Annotated in this window: 15 protein-coding genes; 5 read left to right on the forward strand and 10 right to left on the reverse strand. The window is 33.0% G+C overall.

What is annotated here, in order from left to right:
- The first annotated feature begins 188 nt into the window (after positions 1–188).
- Positions 189–1292, forward strand: coding sequence for a hypothetical protein (locus FGF67_RS15435; protein WP_139698662.1), 1104 nt, complete (start codon positions 189–191; stop codon positions 1290–1292).
- An 11-nt stretch (positions 1293–1303) separates the two neighbouring features.
- Positions 1304–2302 (forward strand): AlbA family DNA-binding domain-containing protein, encoded by a 999-nt coding sequence (locus FGF67_RS15440; protein ID WP_139698663.1) that lies wholly within the window; start codon positions 1304–1306, stop codon positions 2300–2302.
- A gap of 355 nt (positions 2303–2657) precedes the next feature.
- Here the strand turns inward: FGF67_RS15440 and FGF67_RS15445 are convergent, their stop codons facing one another.
- The 7 genes from FGF67_RS15445 to FGF67_RS15475 all read right to left on the reverse strand — a co-directional run bounded on the left by FGF67_RS15445 (position 2658) and on the right by FGF67_RS15475 (position 10340).
- Positions 2658–3818 (reverse strand): agmatine deiminase family protein, encoded by a 1161-nt coding sequence (locus FGF67_RS15445; protein ID WP_139698664.1) that lies wholly within the window; start codon positions 3816–3818, stop codon positions 2658–2660.
- 465 nt (positions 3819–4283) lie between these two features.
- Complete coding sequence (locus FGF67_RS15450; RefSeq protein WP_139698665.1) at positions 4284–4913, reverse strand: peptidase associated/transthyretin-like domain-containing protein; 630 nt, start codon at positions 4911–4913, stop codon at positions 4284–4286.
- Positions 4914–5081: 168 nt separating this feature from the next.
- Positions 5082–5636: a DUF4251 domain-containing protein gene (locus tag FGF67_RS15455; RefSeq protein ID WP_139698666.1), complete on the reverse strand. Its 555-nt coding sequence runs from the start codon at positions 5634–5636 to the stop codon at positions 5082–5084.
- Between the two features lie 92 nt (positions 5637–5728).
- On the reverse strand, positions 5729–6775 hold the full coding sequence (locus FGF67_RS15460; protein ID WP_139698667.1) for a glycosyltransferase family 9 protein: 1047 nt from the start codon (positions 6773–6775) through the stop codon (positions 5729–5731).
- 176 nt (positions 6776–6951) lie between these two features.
- Positions 6952–7788: a DMT family transporter gene (locus FGF67_RS15465; RefSeq protein WP_139698668.1), complete on the reverse strand. Its 837-nt coding sequence runs from the start codon at positions 7786–7788 to the stop codon at positions 6952–6954.
- Positions 7778–8692, reverse strand: a complete 915-nt coding sequence (locus FGF67_RS15470; protein WP_139698669.1) for an EamA family transporter — start codon at positions 8690–8692, stop codon at positions 7778–7780. The genes FGF67_RS15465 and FGF67_RS15470 overlap by 11 nt, the downstream gene beginning before the upstream one ends.
- A gap of 88 nt (positions 8693–8780) precedes the next feature.
- Complete coding sequence (locus tag FGF67_RS15475) at positions 8781–10340, reverse strand: DEAD/DEAH box helicase (protein ID WP_139698670.1); 1560 nt, start codon at positions 10338–10340, stop codon at positions 8781–8783.
- 244 nt (positions 10341–10584) lie between these two features.
- Here FGF67_RS15475 and mgrA point away from each other — a divergent pair, with 244 nt between their 5' ends.
- On the forward strand, positions 10585–11598 hold the full coding sequence (gene mgrA, locus FGF67_RS15480) for an L-glyceraldehyde 3-phosphate reductase (protein ID WP_139698671.1): 1014 nt from the start codon (positions 10585–10587) through the stop codon (positions 11596–11598).
- A gap of 1 nt (position 11599) precedes the next feature.
- On the opposite strand, the gene FGF67_RS15485 is transcribed toward mgrA, so the two are convergent.
- Positions 11600–12259: a hypothetical protein gene (locus FGF67_RS15485; protein ID WP_139698672.1), complete on the reverse strand. Its 660-nt coding sequence runs from the start codon at positions 12257–12259 to the stop codon at positions 11600–11602.
- 611 nt (positions 12260–12870) lie between these two features.
- Here FGF67_RS15485 and FGF67_RS15490 point away from each other — a divergent pair.
- A complete protein-coding gene (locus FGF67_RS15490) occupies positions 12871–13428 on the forward strand; it encodes an ExbD/TolR family protein (RefSeq protein WP_139698673.1) in 558 nt (185 codons plus the stop codon).
- 4 nt (positions 13429–13432) lie between these two features.
- Here FGF67_RS15490 and FGF67_RS15495 read toward each other — a convergent pair whose 3' ends face one another.
- Together FGF67_RS15495 and FGF67_RS15500 are read right to left on the reverse strand one after the other, a co-directional pair.
- The gene (locus FGF67_RS15495; protein ID WP_233244103.1) at positions 13433–13864 is read right to left on the reverse strand and encodes a 3D domain-containing protein; all 432 of its coding nucleotides are present in this window, start codon (positions 13862–13864) and stop codon (positions 13433–13435) included.
- 6 nt (positions 13865–13870) lie between these two features.
- Entirely contained in the window at positions 13871–15847 is a 1977-nt protein-coding gene (locus FGF67_RS15500; protein WP_139698674.1) for an alpha-ketoacid dehydrogenase subunit alpha/beta, read from the reverse strand.
- Positions 15848–15991: 144 nt separating this feature from the next.
- Between FGF67_RS15500 and FGF67_RS15505 the strand changes: the two genes are divergently transcribed.
- On the forward strand, positions 15992–16942 hold the full coding sequence (locus FGF67_RS15505) for an isopenicillin N synthase family dioxygenase (RefSeq protein ID WP_139698675.1): 951 nt from the start codon (positions 15992–15994) through the stop codon (positions 16940–16942).
- The last annotated feature ends 2 nt before the right edge of the window (positions 16943–16944 follow it).

Here is a 16944-nt window from a genome sequence, read left to right on the forward strand (position 1 = left end):
TTGTTTAGTTTTCCTGTTGTAAGTTCGTCTAAAATTTTCAGTTTAAAAGGTTCTGAATACCGTCTGATTACTTTGTCATTTTTGTACATAATGTTTGAAATTATGTAGCCTTTATTCAGGACGGGTCATCATTAATAGTTACGGTTGATTGTAGTGAGATAAGCGGTGAAACCCGTGAGGATTTATTCATGAATAGTCGAGATAGACTTGTAGATTCAAGTGAGTTAAGAAATGAAATTGAAAAACAATTAGAAAAAATATTAAAAGAGCATCCTGGATTAAGAGATTTAAAACATAAGAGACATAAAGAGGAGATTGAAAATAAATTAGACGATTCAAAGCCTTTAGTTGATATAGTTGAAAATATAATGAAACGCTCTCCTTCATTATCTACTCTATTTTCAAGTGGTTTTAGAATTAAAAACCCTTTTAAACTTAAAGAAACCGAAACAGAGAAGAAGTTTATTGGAAAGAAGTTTCCAACTTTTTTCAAGATAGATAAAGAATCAAGTGAGGAAAAGCCAAAGGAATGCCCTTTAAATCAAACTTCTTTTAGAGTTCAATTTAGTACAGACGTAAGTAATGATTATTTTGATAGAGAAATTGATAAAGGTGAACACAAGCTTTTAATTAATGGTGTTGAATTTGAAGGGACAAAAGCCTTAAACCTTTGGAATGGTCATGCAACACTCAATATCAATACAAATGATTTATTTCTTAATGGAAATGTTTATGAATTTACCTCAATTGTTTCTGATATTAATCATATAGAGCCATTCATTAATAAGTTCTACGTTAAGATGGTAACTCCATCAAAACCGAAAAGAGGTAAAAATGGAGGTAGAAAAAAACCTTCGAGTAATAAAAGTGGTAAAGGTGATAAAAGTTCTGACGACCTTGCATTACCAAATGTAATTGAAGTTAGTCGTGATGACAGAAATTGGAATAGTAAAGGATTTGATGAATACACAGCTCTTTATACAGAAAATAATGGTGAAGATTTGGGATGGGCTTTTTATATAAACACCGATAATATTCATTTGCTTAATGAACAAAAAAGCAATAAAAAAGTAGATGTAAATATTTTAAAAGCACAATATAAATACTCATTAGTAATTATGGGAATGTCAATGATTAAAGCATCTGAAGATAAGGTTTTAGTTGAAAGTGAAGATTTTGAGTTATCTAAAATGATATCAATGTTTACGTCCAGTATTTCACCAGTTATTCTTCCATTATTAGCAAGTTTAGGTGAGCTTGTTGAAATGGAATCTGAAACATTAATTATTTAATTATTGTATATATGAAATTTTCACAAATAATATTCAACAAAGACTTATATGATTTAACTTATAATGACATAGTAGATTTCTTTAATACAGAAAAGGAAGAAACTTTGAATTTAGAATTTAAGTCTTATCCTGTTCAGGGTAATCATAATGATAAAGAAAAAGCTGTTATTAAAGCAATTTGCGGTCTTTCTAATGCAGAAGGAGGTATTGTTATTTGGGGAGCACCAATTGAAACAACAAACCCTCAAGGCAATACGATTGCTCAAGGTGATTTAACTCCTTTTGAAACGAATTTAGATAGAGATAGAATTATTAATAAAATTTCTAACTTAATAATTCCACTAATCGTTGGAGTGAGAGTTCAAAAATTGGATGCTCCAAATGGAAATTCTATTTTCATAATAGAAGTAGAAAAAAGCAAGCATAAACCACATCAATATAAAGACAAATATTATATCCGATTGGATGGGCAAACAAAAATTGCTCCTCATTATTTAATAGAAGCAATGATGAAGAGTATTGATTTTCCTGTAATTCGAGGTCATATCAGACTTAAAAATATTGAACTTGTTGGAGGCAATGTTGTTTTAAGCTTTGTTAAAGTATTATTTAATACTTCGGAGTTTAATAATGATATAAATTTCTTTTACAGAATAGTTGCCATACCTGGAATAATTCGCATAGGACAAAATACTTTTCCAGGAGATTATACTAATGAATCGTTGAAAATAATGAGTCATGGCAGACCAAGTAGGTCTACTTTTCAATTGATTATTCCTTCAGCAGAATTAATTGCCAGAGGTCAAGAAGTTGATGTAGTTCTAAATTTTGGAGGCGAAAAGTCTCCGTCAAAGGTATCTAGATATAAGTATCTTTTAAACAATATTGTAGAAGGAGATGTGCCTAATAATGAACTACCATATTTAGTCGAGAAAAATGAAAATGAACTACCTTCTGATGTTACAAATAATAGTATAGATGAGAATATTAATAATTTATTAGATAATTAAATATTTAAAGTCATTCCACACACATTACACTTCCCTCCTACGTCGTCGTGTAAAAAGTGTTCCATTAACTTTGTAAAAGAAGCTTTGGAGAAGAAAACTTTTAAAAGAAAAATCAGCAAACGTAACTATGGCTTTTACCAAAGCAAAGTAACATAATGCTGACCATTATAGTACACTTTTTATTATGGATTATTCAGGACGGGTAAAGTGGTAAAACAACGTTTTGTTATAGAATTGATACAGGTTACCATGTATCTATAAACATCTATCAAAAGAATAAACTCTGCTTCATAAATTACTAAAAGACCGTGCTGATAAAATCTCTAGGACAAAAACACGATTCGAAATAAAGCTATTATGTTAACTTTTTCGTTTTCTTTCTTGTCTTATTAAGAGAAATACAATGAAAACCTCCGCCTTCTTTATTAATATCAGCACAATTTTGCATAATAATTTTTTTTGAAGGAAATAATGTTTTAAACTGAGCGTGTACCAAAATATCCCTTTCTTTGGCTTCAGGTGTATTAAGATACTCGCCGTATGACGGTACAACTACTTTTTTGCTTCCAATGACAAAGTTTAAATAACTCGTAGGAAATAGTATAGGGTGCTGAGTATATTCAAAATTGTTTTCTACTAAAAATGGAGCAATAGGAACCCTAACAATATGTAAAGGGTTGTTATCTTGATCCAGAGAATTTTTTAAAATTTCATAGCTTTTTTCCAAACGATCAGAAGTTGTTTGTAATATGGGATGAAGATATCGGTCTTCAAATGGTACTTGAGCAAGTAATATGGTATCTGGCGAAATAAATCGACAAAAATTATCTATATGACCAGCTCCAAAAGAATACAGTTGATTTGGTATAAGTTCAGTGCCTTCGTATTCATCTTGAGGCAGCACATCTTTAAGCCATATAACTTTTTTAATCCCCATTTTTCTTTTAAGCTCTTTCTCTATATCTTTTAAGGATAACTCTGGGTTATACATGCGTTCATGAGATTCTATTAATATGGCCAATCCATCACCATTAACTTCTCTTGCTCCTCCCACGTTAAGAATGCGTGAAGCATAAATGCGCTTGCCAATAAGCTTTTGATATTCATAAGGGAAACTACTTTTTCTTTCTTGGTAGTACTTAAAACAAAATACCCTAGAACTCCCGTATTTATTTTCTAAAAAAACGGGGCCGAAATCACGAATCCAAATTCGTTCGTTTTGAATGGGAATAAGTGTTAATTTATTAAGGTTAACGTTTGCCTTGAGTAATTTATTCTTTACAGTATCCAAAGGCGTTTTCTTTGGCACATATAAAGTTACAGAATCATCTTCTGACAGAGTTTTTATAAACTCTACATAGGTCTTTTCATGCGATGGAGACCAAATCATTAGATGAGATTCTAAATTATCGAAATCGGTTGAAGGCTGGAAATTTTGATATTCAAAATAAAAAAAAGTACAACCTACAACAGCTATGATTGAGGCAATGTACAAGCATTTTTTAAGTTTTTTCATTTTTCATTATGCGTGATAACATACTCTAAAAAAACGTTTAAACAAACTAAAAATAATTAATTTTCAACCACTTGAATCAATGCTCTTTGCAGTGATAAAATTAGAGTTGAAAAATAGCAAAATAATCTGAAAAAATTCTATTGCACCCACTATTTTTAATAATTTTAAATATAAGCTCCCTGTCTTGAAACACAAAAAACCAAAATTCAGACTACAAATGATTTTGGAAACATGTAACTGTTTAACAGAACTTTCAAATCCAAAATATAAACGGAATAATTGAAGAACATATATGACTTAACCTCTGTTTCTCCTAAAGTTTAGACCAAAACTCTATGAGTTCAAGTAAAAGTTAAAAAACATTTAGTAACTTGATTTAGAAAGTCATTAAGAACAAAAAACCTATCATGTTAATAATGATAGGTTTTTTGTTTTATTAAACAACGCAGGATAGATCAAAAATAATTAATACTCTGCATTTTCTTTACCTAAAACAATATCTTTTGTAGTTACAAAAAGCCCCTCTTTTTTGTCTAATTTTAGGATTCGCTGCGGATTGGTGGCTTCTACTTTGGTACGACACTTTTCAGTTAACATAGGGTCATTATCAAAAAGAAAACTCTCTAATTTATACTCAGGTTTGTTAGGCTCTTTTATAACAGGCAAAATTTGCTTGGGCTCACTTCCGTAAATATAACTACCAGGCACAAAGGTATATAGCGTGTATTTACCATCTGAGTCTGTTTTTACCCAGCCTCTATGATGTACATAGCGCTTTTTATTATGACGCTTTAAAACAAAATTACCTTCTTCATCGGATTGCTCTATAAAAAGTAACACATTCTTAGCTGGTGTTACACCATCACTTTCGTAAATAGTACCCGTAATTTTTAGCTTATTTTTCTTGGTTAGATAATCTGGAATAGTATCAACATTGTTTAGTTGCTTTTCTGAATAGTCATAAACAGGACTTCTCTTTTTATAATTTTCAGGTTTTTCAAGTTCTGATTCTGAGTTGGCCACATCTTGCGCAAAAGACATATTACAAGAAGCAACAAAACACACAATGCTAAATAGTAGGGCAATATTTTTCATGTTGAATTTGTTTGATTAACACGACTAAAATACCACCTGACTCCTATGGTTAAAAAAAATAATCGACTGAATAATAAAAATTTACGATGAATAGGTGAACTGCAATATCATATTTTTCATTAAAAGTGCAAATATACCTTTCTTAAAATCACCCCTACTGAAGACAGCTTACTTCTCCGCTTTTTCTTCCTTGAGCGGTAATATTTTACCCGAATAACTTATAGTTTGCCTATTATTACCAGTTAATGACATATCAGCATTCATATTGGGAAACACTTTAATAATAACTCTAAAATTTTCAGAATTACTCAAAGCGTCAAAAGAAATGATATAACTGTTATTCTTCCCTTCCGATACTTTGTAATCTTTAGTTTCGCCATCAAATTGAATTGCACTATCACCACCACCATAGGCTCCTCCCATTTGGCGCTCTCCAAAATATGGCAAATACGATTTTACCGTGTTACCTGAAACATTTAGAAAATTACTGTTTCCAATTAAATTTATAGAGCCAGCATTACTACCGGGCTGAAGCAAACCTGCTACTCGCTGCATAGAAGCCGTAGCCATGGGATACGCCCATTCTGAATCTATAGTAAACTTTTTACTCTGTACCAGATTGGTTAAGGCATCAATCTCTGCTTGCGTTACCTGATTTTTTGATGAACCACAAGACATTAATACAAAAAAAACTAATATAGCATACAAATAAGAACCCTTCATAGTGTAATAAATTAAACATTGTTCTACAAAGTTACAAAGCAATTATTGTAACTAATGGTGTACCGTTTTAAATTTAAGAATAATTTATTAATCTATTCTAAGATATTTCGGATAGCAGAAATCCAATCCTCCATTTGTGTTTTATTGGTATGAAGCGCCACACTACCATTACCATAGGGTTGATAAATTTCTGGATTAGTTACAGAAAAGAAACCAACTGTAGTCGTTAAACTGGCACTTGACAAATGCATAACACCATTATCAGCAGCTATAAAAATACTTGTGTTTTTTATAATAGCGCCCATTTCTCTAATATCCTGGCTGTAAAAATTAGGTGATTTAAAATTAATTTTTGAAATGTTTTCAATGGGAAGCATTTCAATGATATTATACGCTGGAAACTCTTGTAATAGTCTTTCATAAAAGGTTGTCCACCATGTTTCAGAATAACATTTATCTCCAGTAGCATTGGTGTAAATACAAATGGTCTTTTTGTCATTTTTCACCACATCTTTCAATATCGCTTTACCTTTTGAAAGTTCTTCCTGATCTAATTTTATATCAAGTAACGGCATTTCAGTATGATATAATACCACCCCCAAATTCTTTAAATAATCCCGAAGTAGATAAATAGGAAATTTGGATATATGCTTAAAATCAGAATGTTTTGACACAGCAGCTTCGTCTTCATTTCCAAAAATCTTAAACTTGGCTTTTGCCATAGAGGTTAAAAGTTTGCCAGAAGATGAATTTCTATCACCATTAATTACCAAATCATAGTGTTTTTGCTTTATTGAACTCCAACTTTTTATATATTGAAATACATTACTCCATGGCTTTTTAGGCAATTTTATGATGGTATTAACCGCTTCATAATTTTGAAACACAGGATGTGCCACACCACCTTTTACAAATAAATCTATAGTACAATTGGGAAACGTTTTGATAACTTCCTGAACTAATGGCGTTAAAAGTAGTTGATTACCTAGTCTGTGATTAGGCCTTATAATAAGAACTTTTTTTATGTGTTCAGGAACAAGTGATCCGTATTCTGGCTTTACATAATTACTACCTACACGTTTGGTAATATTATGCATAATGGTTCTTCTATAATGATTGACGCGTGTCTTGAAACTCATGAGCGGTTTAATTCAAAAAATAAGCGCTGCAAAATTACAAATTCTAAAAGGTTAATTTCTCAAGATGCTTAAGAATTTATAAAAGTACGATTGACAAATATAAGTTTGACAATAACATGGTTATCTCATAATTAACAAATACTATCAAAATAGCCTATGCAACGTAATTACCTAACTTATTTTTTCTTTGTAAAAGCATTTAAAATCAATGCTACTATAATCATACTAATCCCTAAAAGACTCCATAATGTATAGATTTCGGTAAATATGAATATACCTAAAAGTACAGAAAAAACAACTTCTAAATATTTAAGGGGCGCTACTTGATTTGTTGATGCTATCTGAAACGCTTTGGTCATGTATAATTGTCCGAAATATCCAAATACACCGAGTAACAGTAATAATATCCACTCTATTCCTAAGGGTGTTTTCCAATAGAATATAGAAACAACACCACCAACCAAAAAGGAGATCATCATAAAATAATGTACCACTACTACGGGGTGTTCTGTTTTTCCTATTTTACTCAATATAACATACACTAAGCCGCTAAAAATGGCCGAAATTATAATTAAAATCAACCCTAACGTATTTAGCGTTGTATCAAATCCTTTTAATACCAACACGCCTAAAAAGGCTATAAAAAAGTATAGCCACTGAACCGGTTTAATATATTCCTTTAAAAACAGTACAGCGAAAATACCAGAAAATATAGGCGCTAAATACCGTAATGAAACCGCCGTTCCAATAGGCAAATATTTTGTTGACATGAAAAATAACGACATGGACGTCACCCCAACCAAACCTCTTAAAATCAATATCTTTTTATTGTTCCCAAACATGGGAATGTTATTCTTCAACAACAGGCCAAACGTAAAGCATAGCGACCCTATTGATCTGAAAAAAACTATTTGAAAAGTATTGAATCCTGATAGATATTTCACGGTGCCATTCATACAAGCAAAAGCGAGCGCACTTATGATCATATATTTAATGGCTTGTTTAACGTCCATAAGGTCGTGGTTTAAATTTGCGTCTTGTATTAATAAAATAAACACCTGTTAAAAGAATGACCGCAGCAATTATAGATTGTAAAGAAATATACTCATCAAGCACCCACCAACCTAAAATAAGAGCTATGATAGGGTTTACATAGGTTGAAGTAGCCACTTGTTCTGGAGAAACCGTTTTTAACAGATAATTAAATGCTGTAAATGCCACAATACTTCCAAATACTATTAAACCTAGCATTGACCACTGTACCTCAACTGACCATTGCGTGGGTAAAGACCATGATTCTCCTAAACCTAAACTCACCACGGTAAGTATTATACCTCCTGTGAACATTTGGTATCCTGTATTCACAAAATGATTTTTAGGTAAATCGGCCGTTCCTACAAAAATACTGGCATAAGCCCAACTTATCATACAAGCAAAAATAGTTATCATACCCAGTACTTGCCCCTCTTGGCTTATCAATTCTTTCTGACTCACTAATAAAAAAATACCTGTAAAACCTAGGACAACACCTATGTAAGACATCAAAGCGATTTTTTTTCCTTGAAGTATGCGCATTAAAATAAGAACCACCAAAGGTTGTGCTGATATTTCTAAAGCGGTAAAACCACTATCTACATATTTCAAAGCCCAAACCACAACGCCATTGCCAAAGGTTAAAAACAAAAAACCAGCAATGGTTGCATTTTTGAGCTGCCTCAAACTAATTTTTAAACTAATACCTGAAAACTTAGCAATTAGAAAAATGAGCACACTTGCGGTAAGAAATCGCATAGACGCCAGAAAAAAAGGAGGCAACTCTGTTACTGCTATTTTATTAAGCATATAGGTAGACCCCCAAATTACATACGTTGCAAAAAAAGATAAAATGATGAGAACCGTTTTTCTAGATACACTCATATAAATATCACTATTAATCTAACCTAAATGCTTAGTTATTTTTTGAATCTCATGACATTTAAGTCATGTGTATACCATAATCTAAATTTTAATCTTCAGGAGGGTAACCAAAAATCTCTTCAAACACCTCATCAAAATTTGTACGTAAATAAGAATTTAATTTCTTTCTGTATTCACCTTTTAGCCATTCCACAAAATTATAAGTGCTTTTACTAATGCATTTGGTATAGCGCTGAATTCTGAAATCAATATCATCACCGAGCATTTTTGCTAATGCCAAAGCATCATAAACATCTTCACTGTTTTCAATACAAATTTTGGCATGATGCTCAATAGAACGTTCTAAAACCACTTTTGAAGATTCTCCAGAGCGAATAGAGTCTACATAGCATTTTTGTACATCAAAATACACATCTTTGGAGTTTTCAAACTCTTTACGCAATTCATCGGGCATCTCATATCTAAAATTACTTTCAAGTTCTTCATCACTTAAAATTGAATCCAGATAATAGGTAGGTGATTTGAAAATACGTTGCCAGTCTAAATCGTCCCCCCAAGGCCCAAACCTGTGAAAGTTATTTCCTAAATCGATAACGGTAAACGCTTTTTTATCTTTATAAATACGAGACCCACGACCAATCATTTGATAATACAAGGTAAGTGATTTGGTGGCTCTGTTGAGAATAATACTTTCCACGGAAGGCTCATCAAACCCGGTAGTTAATATACTTACTGAGGTTAAAATAGCGTCAGGCGTATTTTTAAACCATTTTAAAATCATAGCACGTTCCTTTTTGGTATTAGTATTATCTAAATGCGCTACTTTATATCCTGCTCTTCTAAATGTGTCATAAACATGTAAAGAGGTATTAATACCATTATTAAATATTAAGGTTTTCTTACCTTTTGAACGTTCTTCATAAGCATGCAGAAGTTTAGATAACATATCGTTATCTGTATATAAATCTTCTGATGATTTTACAGTATAATCGCCATTTGCTCCAACCACTAATGAGGTTAGCCCTACGTTATAAGTAAACATCTCAGCTCTGGCTAAGAAGCCATTTTCAATCAACGATTCAATGCTTTCTCCTACAATAAGCTCATCATAGTTATCCGTCATCGGTAATTCAATACTTGAACTCAATGGTGTAGCCGTTACACCTAGTATAAAACTTTGACTAAAAAACTTAAACAGCTTTGTAAACGAATTATAGTGTGCTTCATCAATAATAACCAAACCAATATCTGAAATGTCAAGTTTATCATCATTTAGTCTATTATTAAGCGTTTCAACCATAGCTACAAAACAGCTATATTCTTTTTGATCGCTCAAATCGGCTTTACTATCTACAACCTTATTGTGTACGCCAAATTCTGTAAGCATATTTGACGTTTGCTTACACAACTCAATTCGGTGGGTCATCACAAGTACTTTTTTCTTATGATGTTTTAAATACTGTCTTACTATTTCAGAAAAAATTACTGTTTTCCCCCCTCCTGTTGGTAATTGATATAATAAATGATAATCATCTGGAGATTCCTCAAAAGCTTTAAAAATCTTATTGATGGCTCCCTTTTGATAACTATATAAATTCTTACCTTCTTTCCGTTCTTCTAATTCTAGCTCGGCTTTTGCTGTAGACATACTTTAAAATTTGCGACGTGCAAAAATAACATCTTTGTAGAGTTTATTGGCTATGATATTCATAAAATTATCCAGAAATACTACAGATATATCAAAAAGAACTAAATGCTAGATCGTTTTATTATAAATGGTCAAATGTCTTGCCAACATGTGTTGATTGGTGTTTATTTTTAATTTTAAGCCCCCTTTTTATACTGGGGAATCCATTAAATTATAGCTACTTTTGTGAAGTAAACTATATATTATGCATATTAATGATAAGTCTGGTGTACAGTCATACACCGCGAATCCTTCACGATACGAATCTATGATCTACAGAAGATCTGGAAAAAGTGGAGTGCTTCTTCCTGCTATGTCAATTGGGTTATGGCATAACTTTGGATTTGTTGATGCTTTACAGAATGGTAGAGACATTTTAAGAACGGCCTTTGACTTAGGTATTACTCATTTTGATTTGGCTAATAATTACGGCCCTCCTTATGGCTCTGCTGAGGAAACCTTCGGAACTATTTTTAAAAAAGATTTTAAGCCTTACCGCGATGAATTATTTATCGCTTCAAAAGCGGGATATGATATGTGGCCTGGCCCCTATGGTAATTTTGGCTCAAGAAAGTATTTAATAGCGAGTATTGACCAAAGTTTAAAACGTATGGGATTAGATTATGTTGATATTTTTTATCACCACAGACCAGACCCCGATACGCCTCTTGAAGAAACAATGGGCGCTTTAGCCGATATTGTAAGACAAGGCAAAGCCCTCTATGTGGGTATTTCAAACTATAAACCTAAAGAAACAGCACTTGCTGCCAGCATTTTAAAGCAGCTAAATGTCCCTTTTATTTTGCATCAGGCAAGATATTCCATGTTTGATAGATGGGTTGAAGATGGTTTGTTACATACTTTAAATGAAAACGGTGTAGGTTGCATTGCTTTTTCACCATTAGCTCAAGGGTTATTAACCGATAAATATTTGAATGGAATTCCTGAAGGCTCAAGGGCAGCAAAAAATTTAACTTATTTAGACACTCAAACCGTTTCAACAAACCTTAATAAAATTAGAAAGTTAAACGAAATAGCTCAAAAAAGAGGTCAGAAATTATCTCAAATGGCTATTGCTTGGATTTTAAGACAGACTCAAGTAGCATCTGTACTTGTTGGTGCTAGTTCTTCTAAGCAATTGAAAGAAAATATTAAAACCCTTGATAATTTAAACTTTACCGAAGAGGAATTAGAACGTATTAATACAATTATTTCTTAATTTACTCTTTTACAACAATAACCGTAGCCTTAACACCGGTGGCAAGATTCCATCGGTTTTGAGTTACCACCATACCTTTGTCATCAATGACCCTAAACTCGGCGGTATTAGGCCCTGATTCTCCTTGATTTAATGCAACAAAATCTATTTTATTAAAACCAGGTTTTAAATCTAGTTTAAAACCTTTAAAGCCTCCTGATAAAAAAACTCGGGCATGCACAATATCATCATTGACTCTTACCTGCACAATATCACCATCAACATAACCATGATCTCGATAAGCTACATTCACAAATTCTGATTGACTTTTAAAATCTCCAAAATATTGATCGGTAGTACTCCCGTTGCGGCGCTCCACTTCCTCCTTACTTAATTTAACATCACGTAATTCGTCATTCAATTCTTTTTGATACAATTCTCCCGGATTACCAAATTTCTCATTGGCAAACATGGAAAATTCCTTTTTAGGCAACTCTAATTTTGCTGGAGTTTTAGGAAAATTGCTCGTTGCAGAATTGTTGGTAGCTGGAAGATTGGGTTTTGGTTTCTCAGGCTCTTTAGCCACTTCAACAGCCGGTATACTCATAGAATTACTTTTGCTATCTAGTTGAGCAAAAGCAGATATTGAAAAGAATACTAATAGATAAAAAAAAGACTTCATCAATCTTCAATATGTTTTTTAGAGCAAAATATATAGCAAAGATATTTTTTTCTTGTAAAATGCTAGTATGATGCTCCGTATTTTAATATGTGTTTAACAATAATCGTACCTAAAATACTGAAATTGACTCCTCTTCTATTTCTAAACTCAAAAATGTTAAAATTTGTTAATTAAGTACTTTGTTTTACATAGTACTGTAACAAAATATATTTTGCGTCGTCTTTCTTATATATCAATCGAAAAATAACAGTATTATTAATCAAAAAATGAACATCATGAGAACTTTAAACAACAATCAAATTTCTGGAACTTTACACGGAACAAAAAGTCACCAATGGAACACCAAAAGACGTTACAGATAGTAACGTCTTTACAAACTCGTCTTTCATCAATCAAAATTATACGGTATGAAATCTTATATTAAAATATCGAGACAATTGAATACGATAACACAAGAAAACTTAACTATCATTAAAAGAGTTATAGATTTCAAACACACCAATACCAACCTATGGCAAGGTTGTAAAAGATACGGGCACTAGATTGAATGTCATTTCGTTGTGGTATTGTTTTTGTGTACCACATTACACAAACATCAAAAACTATACTTTATGAGACTTTCTAAACGCACACCACAACTAAATGCTGGTTCCATGGCCGACATTGCTTTTTTATTGCTAATCTTCTTTTTGGTTACGGCCACAATTTCGTCAGATGAGGGCATCAATAGAAAACTTGCAACTCCTTGCCCTCCCAATGAAGATTGTAATTTGGCTTCAAATAATCGGAATATTCTTAGAATAATTATTAATAATGATGATAACATAATGCTTGGTGAAGATGTTGTTTTACTTGAAAATATTAAATACGAGATTAAAACTTTTATAGACAATAACGGGGATAATACGTGTTCTTACTGCAACGGAAAACAAGCCCCTCATGCATCCGATAACCCCAGAGAAGCTATTATTGCTTTACAACATGGAAAACAGACAAGCTACAAACGCTATATTGCAGTGCAAAATGAACTTACCAAAGCATATCATGAACTTCGCTTACAGTACTGTATGAAGGTTTTAGATAAAACGTACAACCAACTAAACGAAACAGACTTAAAGCAGATTAAAGAAGCGTATCCTTTTAGAGTCTCTGAGGCTGAAACAAAGTAGGTATTTAGGGCCTTGGTATCCCGTAATCAATGCAAACACGTCGTCTCCCCCATTGTCGTGCCTGTTTTACGTCAATACCCATATAAATATCAATACGGTTTTTCCATCGGGAATGCATTTTATCTTTTACCCAATACACACCTTCAAGGCCTTCAATCTTGACAGGTGTGTTGTGTTTTAAGCCTAATTTGAGCAAGTCTCTTGATACGGCTATGTATCTAAATCCAGGCTTTAAACTATCTCCAAAAGCGGTAATATTAGGGGTGTCACTGGTTTGATATGCTAATGAATTATAGGCTGTTGCAGTCACTATTCTTGAATTCCAATCGTAATTATCTTCAATATTTTTTTTAGATTTAGCACATCCTAGTACAGTCCAAAAAACCAAAATAAAAACACACCCCTTAAAACATTTATTTAACTGATTTAAAGCCATTTATATTTAGTAATTTAAAACGTCTATTAAAATCTTTTTAAAACGCTTTTTAGGTAGATAATTTTCCTCTAGCGGATTGGAAAATGGAATTGGCGTATCTAAACTAGCAACCCGTTTTACAGGTGCGTCTAAATATTCAAAACAATGTTCCATAATTAACGCAGAAATATCACTAGCCACTCCACCAAAAAGAGAATCTTCCTGAAAAATTATAACTTTTCCTGTTTTCTTCGCTGAATTAAATACTGTCTGAGTGTCCAATGGCTGGAGGGTTCTTAAATCAATTAAATCAACAGAGATATTTTGCAAATCATCTAACACTTCAACTGCCCAGTGAACTGCTGCGCCGTAACTCACAACAGTAACATCATTTCCTTGTCTTAAAAGCATTGCCTTTCCAAAAGGAATAGTATAATAATCTTCTGGAACATCCTGACTTACCGTTCGATACAATCCTTTATGTTCAAAAAACATAACCGGATTGGGGTCATTAATTGCAGTGTTTAACAAGCCTTTAGCATCAAAAGGAAAGGCTGGATAAACGACTTTCAGACCTGGCGTTTTAGTAAACCAGGCTTCATTTGTTTGTGAATGAAACGGACCAGCCCCCACCCCTCCTCCGCAAGGCATTCTTATAACCACATCGGCATTTTGTCCCCAACGGTAATGAGATTTTGCTAAATAATTAACAACTGGGTTAAATCCTGACGAAACAAAATCAGCGAATTGCATTTCAACCACACTCTTCATCCCTGCAATAGATAGTCCCATGGCCGTTTCTACTATTGCCGATTCACAAATGGGTGTGTTTCTAACACGTTCATATCCAAAATCTTTAATAAAACCTTCTGTGACCTTAAAAACACCGCCATAATCTGCAATATCTTGTCCCATTAAAATTAGGTGGTCATGTTTCTGCATGCTTTGATACAGTGCGCTGGAAATAGCATCAACAAATCGTATGTTTTTGATTTTTTTATCAATTATAATTCTTTCATAATCAAACATTTGAAACACATCATTTAACTCATAAGTTTCATTTGATTCAATTTCTGATTCTTCAAAAGCAACCTTTAAGTGTTCTTCTATTTCGTTAGAAACAACCTCTTTAAATTGCATTTCAAGACTTTTATTTAAAATACCTTGTTCTTTTAAAGCTTCAGAAAAACAATGAATAGGATCTTTTTTTTGCCAAAGTTCTAACAATTCTTTAGGAACATATTTTGTACCACTAGCTTCTTCATGTCCTCGCATCCTAAAGGTCTTGAATTCTAACAAAACTGGTCTGGGATTTTGCCTTACACTATGCGCTATGTCATTAACTTTAGTATACACTTCCAGAATATTATTACCATCAATAATATGCGATTCCATACCATAACCTACACCCCGATCTGCAATATCTCTACACTGATATTGTTCGGCGGTTGGTGTTGACAAACCATAACCATTGTTTTCAATACAAAAAAGTACAGGCAAACGCCATACAGAAGCCACGTTGAGAGCTTCATGAAAATCCCCTTCACTGGTGCCACCTTCACCTGAAAAAACAGCCACAACCTCCTTTTTGTTTTTTAATTTTGCAGCCAAGGCGATACCATCGGCTACCCCCATTTGAGGTCCTAAATGAGAAATCATCCCAACAATTTTATACTGCTGTGTGCCAAAATGAAAGGATCTATCCCTTCCTTTTGTAAAACCTGACGCCTTACCCTGCCATTGTGCAAAAAGTCTATACAAAGGAATACCTCGGACAGTAAAAACACCAAGGTTTCTGTGCATAGGCAAAATGTACTCATAGCTTTGCATTGCCATAGTAATTCCAACCGATATAGCCTCTTGACCAATTCCAGAAAACCATTTACTAACTTTTCCCTGACGTAGAAGAATTAGCATTTTTTCCTCAATCATTCTTGGCTTCAACATATTCTTGTATAACTGTAACAAGAGTTGATTATCTATATTTTCAAAATTAAAATCCATAAAACATTTGAGAATTAACTTTTACTCGATATGTGCGTAAATTCAAATATAGCATAAAAAGACCACAAGCTTAATCTTCGTCCTAAGTAAAACCTTGTCATGTTTTTGTACATTTGTAGATACTATCGTTTTAAATATCACCCAATGAATACTATACCCAGTGTAAATTTAAAAGACTTCTTGTCTAACAATCCTCAAACGAAACAACATTTTGTTGATGCCATAGGGAAAGCTTATGAAGATATTGGTTTTGTTGCTTTAAAAGGTCATTTCCTAGACGATCAACTGGTAACAAATTTATATAAGGAGGTAAAAAACTTTTTTGATTTACCACTTGAAACAAAGCAGAAATATGAAATCCCTGGTATTGGCGGACAAAGAGGATATGTGTCTTTTGGAAAAGAAAGCGCAAAAGGAAAGAAAGAAGGTGATTTAAAAGAGTTTTGGCATTTTGGTCAATATGTGGAGAATGATGACAAACTGAAAGCACTGTACCCTGACAATGTTATTGTTGAAGAATTACCAGAGTTCAATACCACAGGGAAACAAGCGTATAAAATGCTAGAAAAAACAGCCAAATATGTATTAAGAGCTTTGGCACTGCATTTGGGCCTAGATGAAACCTATTTTGATGATTACATACACAACGGCAACTCTATATTGCGTCCAATACACTACCCGCCTATTACAGAAGAACCTAATGATGCTGTTAGGGCTGCTGCTCATGGCGACATCAATTTAATTACTTTGTTAATGGGCGCCCAAGGTAGAGGCCTTCAGGTACAAAATCATAAAGGAGAATGGATTGATGCTATTGCCCAACCAGATGAACTTATGATTAACGTTGGAGATATGCTATCACGTCATACAAACAACAAACTTAAATCAACCATTCATCGTGTGGTAAATCCGCCTAAAGAACTTTGGGGCACCTCGCGGTATTCCATTCCGTTTTTCATGCATCCTATAAGCGACATGAAATTAGATGTTCTAAATGTTTGTGTTAATGAACAACACCCCAAACAATTTGAAGATATCACGGCGGGCGAATTTTTAAATGAACGTTTAATTGAACTAGGATTGATAAAAAAATAAAT

This window comes from Allotamlana fucoidanivorans (assembly GCF_006265225.1).
Classification (GTDB): domain Bacteria; phylum Bacteroidota; class Bacteroidia; order Flavobacteriales; family Flavobacteriaceae; genus Allotamlana; species Allotamlana fucoidanivorans.

Bases quoted from the DNA above. Each gene is read 5' to 3' on its own strand.
- FGF67_RS15435 (WP_139698662.1), top strand. From the start codon at position 189: ATGAATAGTCGAGATAGACTTGTAGATTCAAGTGAGTTAAGAAATGAA.
- FGF67_RS15440 (WP_139698663.1), top strand. From the start codon at position 1,304: ATGAAATTTTCACAAATAATATTCAACAAAGACTTATATGATTTAACT.
- FGF67_RS15445 (WP_139698664.1), bottom strand. From the start codon at position 3,818: ATGAAAAAACTTAAAAAATGCTTGTACATTGCCTCAATCATAGCTGTT.
- FGF67_RS15450 (WP_139698665.1), bottom strand. From the start codon at position 4,913: ATGAAAAATATTGCCCTACTATTTAGCATTGTGTGTTTTGTTGCTTCT.
- FGF67_RS15455 (WP_139698666.1), bottom strand. From the start codon at position 5,636: ATGAAGGGTTCTTATTTGTATGCTATATTAGTTTTTTTTGTATTAATG.
- FGF67_RS15460 (WP_139698667.1), bottom strand. From the start codon at position 6,775: ATGAGTTTCAAGACACGCGTCAATCATTATAGAAGAACCATTATGCAT.
- FGF67_RS15465 (WP_139698668.1), bottom strand. From the start codon at position 7,788: ATGGACGTTAAACAAGCCATTAAATATATGATCATAAGTGCGCTCGCT.
- FGF67_RS15470 (WP_139698669.1), bottom strand. From the start codon at position 8,692: ATGAGTGTATCTAGAAAAACGGTTCTCATCATTTTATCTTTTTTTGCA.
- FGF67_RS15475 (WP_139698670.1), bottom strand. From the start codon at position 10,340: ATGTCTACAGCAAAAGCCGAGCTAGAATTAGAAGAACGGAAAGAAGGT.
- mgrA (WP_139698671.1), top strand. From the start codon at position 10,585: ATGCATATTAATGATAAGTCTGGTGTACAGTCATACACCGCGAATCCT.
- FGF67_RS15485 (WP_139698672.1), bottom strand. From the start codon at position 12,259: ATGAAGTCTTTTTTTTATCTATTAGTATTCTTTTCAATATCTGCTTTT.
- FGF67_RS15490 (WP_139698673.1), top strand. From the start codon at position 12,871: ATGAGACTTTCTAAACGCACACCACAACTAAATGCTGGTTCCATGGCC.
- FGF67_RS15495 (WP_233244103.1), bottom strand. From the start codon at position 13,864: ATGGCTTTAAATCAGTTAAATAAATGTTTTAAGGGGTGTGTTTTTATT.
- FGF67_RS15500 (WP_139698674.1), bottom strand. From the start codon at position 15,847: ATGGATTTTAATTTTGAAAATATAGATAATCAACTCTTGTTACAGTTA.
- FGF67_RS15505 (WP_139698675.1), top strand. From the start codon at position 15,992: ATGAATACTATACCCAGTGTAAATTTAAAAGACTTCTTGTCTAACAAT.